We start from the raw sequence: 7168 nt of genomic DNA on the forward strand, positions 1-7168 counted from the left end.
GGCGTCAATCGACCCGCACGCCGTTCTTCACGCGGTAGGTAGGCTTGTACATGGTGACCAGTTCCTCCGCTGCCGTCGGGTGGACGGCCATGGTGCGGTCGAAATCATCCTTGGTGACGCCGGCCTTCAGCGGAATGCCGAGCAACTGCGCCATCTCGCCGGCGTCCGGCCCGAGGATGTGCGCGCCGAGCACTTTTCGCGTGGCGCCATCGACCACCAGCTTCGTCAGCATCCTTTCGTCGCGGCCCGACAGCGTGTGCCGCATCGGCCGGAATGTGGCGCGGTAGATTTCGATATCGGAGTAGCGCTTGACGGCATCGTCCTCGGACAGCCCGACGGTGCCGATCTCCGGCTGTGAGAAGACGGCGGTCGGGATGGTGTCGTGGTCGGGCGCGGTCGGATTGCCCTTGAATGCGGTCTCGATGAAACACATGGCCTCGTGGATCGCCACAGGCGTCAACTGCACGCGGTTGGTGACGTCGCCGATCGCCCAGATGTTGTCGATGTTGGTGCGGGAAAAGTCGTCGACGACGATGGCGCCGGTTAAGCCGAGCTCGATGCCGACGCCTTCCAGGCCCATATTCTCGGTGTTGGGGAGGCGGCCGATGGCGAGCATGACCTGGTCGACGGTCAGCACCTTGCCGCCGGTGACCAACGCATCCAGCCTGCCGTCCGGCCGCTTGCGGACCCATTCGGACACGGCGTGGCAGAGGATCTTGATCCCCTTCTTTTCCATGGTTTCGTGCAACATGTGCCGCAGGTCCATGTCGAAGCGTGACAGTATCTCCTTGCCGCGATAGACCAGCGTGGTGTCGACGCCCAAGCCATGGAAGATATTGGCGAATTCGACGGCGATGTAGCCGCCGCCCTCGATCATGATCGCCTTCGGCAGTTGCTTGAGGTCGAAAACCTCATTGGAAAAGATGCAATGCTCGTGACCGGGCAGCGCCGGGTGCGGCGCCGGCCGGCCGCCGGTGGCGATTAGGATCTGGTCGGCGGTGACGGTGCGGTCATCGCCCAGGAGATGCACGACATGCGGGTCGACCAGCATGGCGCGCGAGTGGAACGTCTCGCCGCCGGCGCCTTTCACGTTCTTTTCGTAGATCGCTTCCAGACGGGCGATCTCGCGGTCCTTGTTGGCGACCAGCGTCGGCCAGTCGAAGCTCGCCTCCGGCACCGTCCAGCCATAGCCGGCGGCGTCGGCAAAATGCTCGGGAAATTGCGAGGCATAGACATAGAGTTTTTTCGGCACGCAGCCACGGATGACGCAGGTGCCGCCATAGCGGTATTCCTCGGCGATGCCGACACGCTTGCCGAGCGCTGCCGCCACGCGCGCCGCCCTCACCCCGCCGGAGCCGCCGCCGATGACGAAGAGATCGTAGTCGTAACCGGCCATGCTGCTGTTCCTTGCCCCAAGAAATGTTTGAGACAGGTAGGCTGCATGAAGCCAAAAGAAAAGCCCGGTTTCCACCGGGCTTTCTGGTCCAGCGGCAAGGATGCCGGTGGCGAAATCAGACGTCTTAGTTCTTCGGCGCTTCCGGCTGGTCACCGTCTGCGGGCGCATCGCCGTCGGCAGGTGCAGCGCCATCGGCGGGGGCAGTTGCGTTATCCGGCGCAGGCGCGGCCGGAGCAGCGGCCTTCGCGGCGGCTGCCAGCGTTTCGCCGACCTGCTGGGCGAGATCGCGCGCCAGGCCGTTCTGCCAGATGTCGGCGGCCTTGACCAGTTCGCGCGTCACGTTGGGGCCGTTGTCGAGCAGCTTCTTGCCGGCATCGGAATTGTAGAAGGCGGCGATGTCGGTGAGATCCTTCTCGGAGAACACCTTGGCATAGGCGAGCGCTGCTTCCTTCTCCAGATCGGCACGGCGCGAGGCCAGCGCCAGTGCCTTCTCGCTGACGGTCTTGCCGATCAGCTCCTGCATATCAGGGTTCTTCTGGATGAGCTGCTGCTCGAGCGAGGCCGCTGCTTGCGGCAGGATGTTGTCGAACGAGTCGGTCGCGTGGATTGCCGTGACCGCCGCCCGTGCCGCCTTCAGATGCGATTCCGTGATCTCCTGCGAGAACGCCGGGGAAGAGAAGGCGAAAACGGCCGAAGCCGCCAGAACGGCGCAAAGATTGCGAACCCGGTTATGCAACATCATGATCGGTAGAACTCCCTGGTTTTCGGGCGGCATGGACGGTTTGGATGCCGTCGCCGCCGGCGATGATGGCCGCTGACGCCAGCCCGATGAAAAGACCATGCTCGACCACACCAGGAATGGCATGGAGAGCATTCGAAAGCGCTCTTGTATCCGGAATGCGGCCAAAAGATGCATCGAGGATAAAATGGCCGCCGTCTGTAACAAAAGGCTGGCCCCCCGTCATCCTCAATGTAACCGGGCCGGAAAGGCCGAGACTTTTGGCCGCTGCCGCGACCGCGATTTCGGTCGCGCGCAGGCCGAATTGGTTGACTTCGATCGGCAACGGAAACCGGCCAAGGGTGTCGACCATCTTCGAGCGATCGGCAATGACGATCATGCGCTGAGATGCCGCCGCGACGATCTTCTCGCGCAGCAGCGCGCCGCCGCCGCCCTTGATCAGCGTCAGCGCCGCGTCGATCTCGTCGGCGCCGTCGACGGTGAGGTCGAGCTCGGGCGTTTCGTCAAGCGTCGACAGCGGCACGCCAAGTTCGCGGCAAAGGGCTGCAGTGCGCTCCGACGTCGGCACGCCGATGACGGACAAGCCAATGGCGATCTTTTCGGCCAGCAGCCGCACGAATTCGTCGGCCGTCGTCCCGGTGCCGATGCCGATGCGCATGCCGTCGCTGACATGGGCAAGGGCAGCCCGCGCGGCCTCGACTTTCAACTGCCTCGCATCCATGCTCGCCCCGGGGGTTTGGCTTGGTTCTGATTTTTCTGGATGCGCGCTCCTAGCACTTTTGCCCGCAGGGTCAAAGACTTTGGCTCGCACCGGCTTGCCTGAAAGAAGCGCAGCCGCTATCGCCTGCCTGCAATGCATCAGCCACAGGACAGGCCATGACCCAACCGATCATCGTGTTCGACCTCGACGGGACGCTGATCGACACGGCGCCGGACCTGCTCGACAGCCTCAACCACAGCCTTGCCGCCAGCGAGCTTGCCGCCGTCGATGAAGCCGGCTTCCGGCGTTTTGTCGGCCAGGGCGGACGGGTGATGATCGAGCGCGCGCATACCGCGCAGCAGAAATCGCTGGCAGTGGAGGAGCACGACAGGCTGCTGAAGGTGTTCCTCGACCACTACACACTCAACATCCCCGGCAAGTCGCGCCCCTACCCCGGTGTCGTCGAAGCCATCGCCCGCTTCGAGAAGGCCGGCTATCTGCTCGCCATCTGCACCAACAAATATGAGGCGAATTCGAAAGCGCTGATCGAGGCGCTCGGCCTGACAAAGCATTTCGCCGCGATCGCCGGACAGGACACGTTCGCCTTCCGCAAGCCCGACCCGCGCCATCTGACCGAGACCATCCGGCTCGCCGGCGGCGATCCGCATCATGCGCTGATGGTCGGCGATTCGCAGACCGACATCGACACCGCCAAGGCCGCCGGCATTCCGGTGGTCGCCGTCGATTTCGGCTACACCGACCGCCATGTCAGAGAATTCGAGCCGTCGGCGGTGATTTCGCATTTCGACGCGCTGACGCTCGACCTGGCGGAACGGCTGATTGCAGCTGCGGCCGGCTGAGCGAAACGGACGATTGCGCGGCAGCGCCTGCCCTCGCCCATTTCAGGCATAGAAGGCGGGCGCATCGCCTTGACTTCACAACCCTGCCTCCCTTATATCGCGGCTCGCTTGGCCTTCGGGCAACGAGCGGGCGATTAGCTCAGCGGGAGAGCACACCCTTCACACGGGTGGGGTCGCAGGTTCAATCCCTGCATCGCCCACCATTTTCTTTCCCGGAACAGCACACTCCAAGCCAGCACTCCTAGCAGCTGCAACTCGCCCCTTCCCCACCAAAATTCTTCTGCGCAAAGTTCAACGCGCTTGAGTAGCTCGTGTAGCTCTGGAACTGGCATACATCGGATCCGTTCCGCACCTTCATCTGCTCGAGATCCCAGAACGAAACCTCGATGTGATCGTTGGCGCAGTAGACCGTGTATTTTTCAGGCTCCAGCGCTCGTGCCTTCTGCGCCGGGATGGAGACGGCAGGAATGGAAAGCACGGAAAGTGCAAGCATGATGGCGTGACGTGTGCGCATGTAAAAACTCCGAATGAAAACCAGCCCGTATTATTGCCGCTATCTTGAGGCGCTGCATCACGGCTTTTTGACGAACGACTTCTTTCCGGTGCCCGGCTCGCCGTCAGCTATGTGCTGATCCAGATCTCCGCTGTGTTGGCGCTAATTGGTACCGCTCGGGGGCGCGTGGCCGGCAGCAGGGAGGTCGGCTTGGATTGCGTCCATTCGGTCATGGTGTTCCCTGCAAGGCATCGCAGCGCCGCGCGAGCCTAAGCTTTCTTCTTTCGTCTCCGTGATCCCGCCCGCATTGCAATTTCGCCGCCACGAACCGTTTCGTACTGGTCGGCGTCGACAATCGATTTGTCGAAGATGACGCCGCTCATTTCGGAGATTTCGGTCAGCGGGTACATGGCGCCGATGAACTCGTCGGAGACGGCAAACTCCAGCTCGGTGTCTGACAGATCCTGTTCGAGCACGAAGCCGTAGCTGGCGATGCCGTCACTGACGCGGGCGACCACCACCTTCCAGAAGCGGCGCGGCACTAGCGCGCGAAGGCTGGTGCCTTTGGGACCCTTGCCGGCAAAGGTCCGGTCGTCTTCGGCGAGGACCGGCCCGGCGAAGACGCAAAGCCGCTCGCTGGCCGCCTCCGACAGGACGTGGTTCTCAAGATCGCCCCAGTTCTTCTCGCCGCTGTCGGAGCGGTTGTAGCCTTCGACCTGGGGCGAGCAGTTGGTGACATGGAAGGAGCAGACATTGCCCCTGAGCAGAAGCTCGAACGTGCTGCCCCAGGCCACGTCATCGCGCCTGACGATATGGCCCTTGTCGAAGGCGCCCTGATCCTGGGTGTAGAAGACGTCGGGGATCTGGTACTTGTCGTCGAGCCGCAGATCCGGGAACCAGCGCTCGTTGAACAGGCCGCCGCGCGAATAGTTGCGGCCCTTTTCCGGCTCGCGCAGATTGCTCTCCTCGGTGACGTTGGAGGCGGTGAACAGCGCCAGCCGCCGCTTGGCGTGCATCTTGAGCGAAAAATTCTGGTAGTCGAGTTGCGTGCCGCCGGCCTTGAGCGGCGCCAGCACTGAGAGGTCGGTGGCCTCAGGCATCGGCACAACGACCGGCGCGAGTTTAGTGCCGCCAGAGAGAAATTTCTCGTCGTAGCCCTTATAGCCGGCATAGTCCGCGACCGTTTTGGGAACGAATGCGCCGCCTGGAGGGGTCGGCTTGGCCGCTTCCAGTTCGACCGATTCCGTGACCGCTTCATGGCCAGGCGTTGCGCCGAGCGAGACGGTGATGCGCAACGGCACTTCGAAGGTGACGCTGCCGCCCGGCGAAACGACGACGCCTCCGGATGGAGGCGTCTGGGTGGCGACGCCCGGGATCTGCTGGGCGCCGCCGACTTCAACCAGGTTTACGCCCTCGGCCGGCGACCCACTGTCCGCCTTGTTCCACCATGCGCCCCAATCGTTGGGGCCGCCGCTGGCGGCGCCGGCGAAATTGAGGCCGAGGTCGACGACACGCTGGTCCTTGGCGAGCGCGCCGGTGGGCACGGCGTAGTTGCGCTCGAGATAGCGGCCGGCAAAATGCAGCGCCACGACCTCGCCGGTGGCGAGGTTGATCATGGCGGTGCCGGAGTTGCCGCCAGTGGTCGAGCAATCATGTGTCGCCGCGCTGACGATCTTGCCGAAACTCTCCGTATCGAAGCCGCCCTGCAGCATGCCCGGTTGCAGGCGCTTGACCTGGAAACGATTGCGCATGAGCTCGTTCTGGACATCGACCGCGTTGCGATTGTCGAACGCCGGATAGCCGATGGCGACGACTTCCTGGCGCAGCATATCGCGCGCGTCGGCGACCGCGAGCGACAGCGGCGTGATGTTGTCGGGCAGGCCTTCGACTTCGAGAATCGCCATGTCCCAATAGGGATGGATCATCCGGACATTGCGGATCTTGAAGACGTTTCCTGCCGCCGAATCGCGCTTGAAGTCGATGCCGGCGGCGCGGCCGTTGATGAATTGCACATTGCGGTCGCCAAGGCCGTCCGCAAATATCTGCGCCACATGACGGTTGGTCATCAGCAGGTTGCGGCCGACGACGAAGCCCGTGCCGCCGTAAGGGATATTGGTGTCCCACAACAGTTCGATACGCCCGATCGCCGGCAGGGCGGCTTCGATGCGCTGCTTCAATGCGGCCTCGCTGGTAAGCTTCGTCCACAGCGAATGGCCAGGTGTCGGAGCGCCGTCGAAAGTCAGCGTCGTAAAGGTGCCATCCTTGATGTCATAGACCGGCCGCAACTCCGGGATGATTATGGCTTCCAGATCGGAAAGCTGCTCGGGCGCGACTTCGGCGCCCCGCGCGAGGCTCTCCATGCCAGCGCGCGCCGATTCAAACGCCGCCTCCGTCTTGCCGGCTTCCGCAGGCGCAAGGGATTCCAGAGCGCCGCCTGCCATCGTCTCCACGTTGCCGAGGACTGATTCAGTCCCCTCGCCCCCGGTGACGAGATCGAGATATTGACGGATTCGCTGCTCTCTGCTGACCGGCATAGTCGCCCTCAAAGGTTCTGTCGAAGAAAAGAAATGTATTGCCCCATTTTAGACTGGTGCAATTCTGACTGGCAGGCAAGGAAACAAATCAACTCGCGTCGAAGATGACCGGAGTGCAACGTCGGCATGTCTCTTTGCCGCAGTCGCTCGCGCGATGTATGACGCTCGCATTATTTCAGCGATGCTGTATGTGATCTCCGTCACAGACGCTCACGCTGTTTGCGCCCACCTATCGCAACGGGTGGAAGGGCCATTGCGGCCGCTCGGTTTTACAGAAATTTTATCACCTATCCATTTTTATCAGTTGGCGCCTGCACGCGCGGCTCCGCTAGCCGCGCGTGCCGGCGGCTTTCCGCCCCGCACGGGCCCGGCACGGGGCGCGCCCCCTGCGCCCAGCCGTTTCAAGGCGTAATGGGCAGGGCTGCTACGCGGGCGGTGGCGCGGTG

6 protein-coding genes and 1 tRNA gene are annotated in these 7168 nt (G+C 63.0%); 2 read left to right on the plus strand and 5 right to left on the minus strand.

All coding sequences use genetic code 11. From position 1 onward, the window contains the following. Positions 1 to 4 precede the first annotated feature (4 nt). The 3 genes from gor to rpiA all read right to left on the minus strand — a co-directional run bounded on the left by gor (position 5) and on the right by rpiA (position 2856). Positions 5 to 1396 carry a glutathione-disulfide reductase gene (gene gor / locus NKH35_RS25330; protein ID WP_352916772.1) on the minus strand — a complete coding sequence of 464 codons (1392 nt, stop codon included), beginning with the start codon at positions 1394 to 1396 and terminating at the stop codon, positions 5 to 7. Between the two features lie 124 nt (positions 1397 to 1520). After that, on the minus strand, positions 1521 to 2138 hold the full coding sequence (locus NKH35_RS25335; protein WP_023668979.1) for a DUF2059 domain-containing protein: 618 nt from the start codon (positions 2136 to 2138) through the stop codon (positions 1521 to 1523). Further along, the gene (gene rpiA, locus NKH35_RS25340; RefSeq protein ID WP_352916774.1) at positions 2125 to 2856 is read right to left on the minus strand and encodes a ribose-5-phosphate isomerase RpiA; all 732 of its coding nucleotides are present in this window, start codon (positions 2854 to 2856) and stop codon (positions 2125 to 2127) included. Before rpiA ends, NKH35_RS25335 begins: the two co-directional genes overlap by 14 nt. A gap of 155 nt (positions 2857 to 3011) precedes the next feature. Here rpiA and NKH35_RS25345 point away from each other — a divergent pair, with 155 nt between their 5' ends. Beyond that, on the plus strand, positions 3012 to 3695 hold the full coding sequence (locus NKH35_RS25345; protein WP_023691328.1) for a phosphoglycolate phosphatase: 684 nt from the start codon (positions 3012 to 3014) through the stop codon (positions 3693 to 3695). Between the two features lie 128 nt (positions 3696 to 3823). Continuing rightward, positions 3824 to 3898, plus strand: a tRNA-Val gene (locus NKH35_RS25350). Positions 3899 to 3936: 38 nt separating this feature from the next. On the opposite strand, the gene NKH35_RS25355 is transcribed toward NKH35_RS25350, so the two are convergent. Both NKH35_RS25355 and NKH35_RS25360 read right to left on the minus strand, forming a co-directional pair. Next, entirely contained in the window at positions 3937 to 4209 is a 273-nt protein-coding gene (locus NKH35_RS25355; RefSeq protein WP_023706833.1) for a hypothetical protein, read from the minus strand. Positions 4210 to 4457: 248 nt separating this feature from the next. Further along, the gene (locus NKH35_RS25360; RefSeq protein ID WP_352916776.1) at positions 4458 to 6722 is read right to left on the minus strand and encodes a DNA/RNA non-specific endonuclease; all 2265 of its coding nucleotides are present in this window, start codon (positions 6720 to 6722) and stop codon (positions 4458 to 4460) included. Positions 6723 to 7168: the final 446 nt, after the last annotated feature.

This window comes from Mesorhizobium sp. M1143, from assembly GCF_040318435.1.
Lineage (GTDB): Bacteria > Pseudomonadota > Alphaproteobacteria > Rhizobiales > Rhizobiaceae > Mesorhizobium.

Bases quoted from the DNA above. Each gene is read 5' to 3' on its own strand.
- NKH35_RS25355 (WP_023706833.1), bottom strand. From the start codon at position 4,209: ATGCGCACACGTCACGCCATCATGCTTGCACTTTCCGTGCTTTCCATT.
- rpiA (WP_352916774.1), bottom strand. From the start codon at position 2,856: ATGGATGCGAGGCAGTTGAAAGTCGAGGCCGCGCGGGCTGCCCTTGCC.
- gor (WP_352916772.1), bottom strand. From the start codon at position 1,396: ATGGCCGGTTACGACTACGATCTCTTCGTCATCGGCGGCGGCTCCGGC.
- NKH35_RS25335 (WP_023668979.1), bottom strand. From the start codon at position 2,138: ATGATGTTGCATAACCGGGTTCGCAATCTTTGCGCCGTTCTGGCGGCT.
- NKH35_RS25345 (WP_023691328.1), top strand. From the start codon at position 3,012: ATGACCCAACCGATCATCGTGTTCGACCTCGACGGGACGCTGATCGAC.
- NKH35_RS25360 (WP_352916776.1), bottom strand. From the start codon at position 6,722: ATGCCGGTCAGCAGAGAGCAGCGAATCCGTCAATATCTCGATCTCGTC.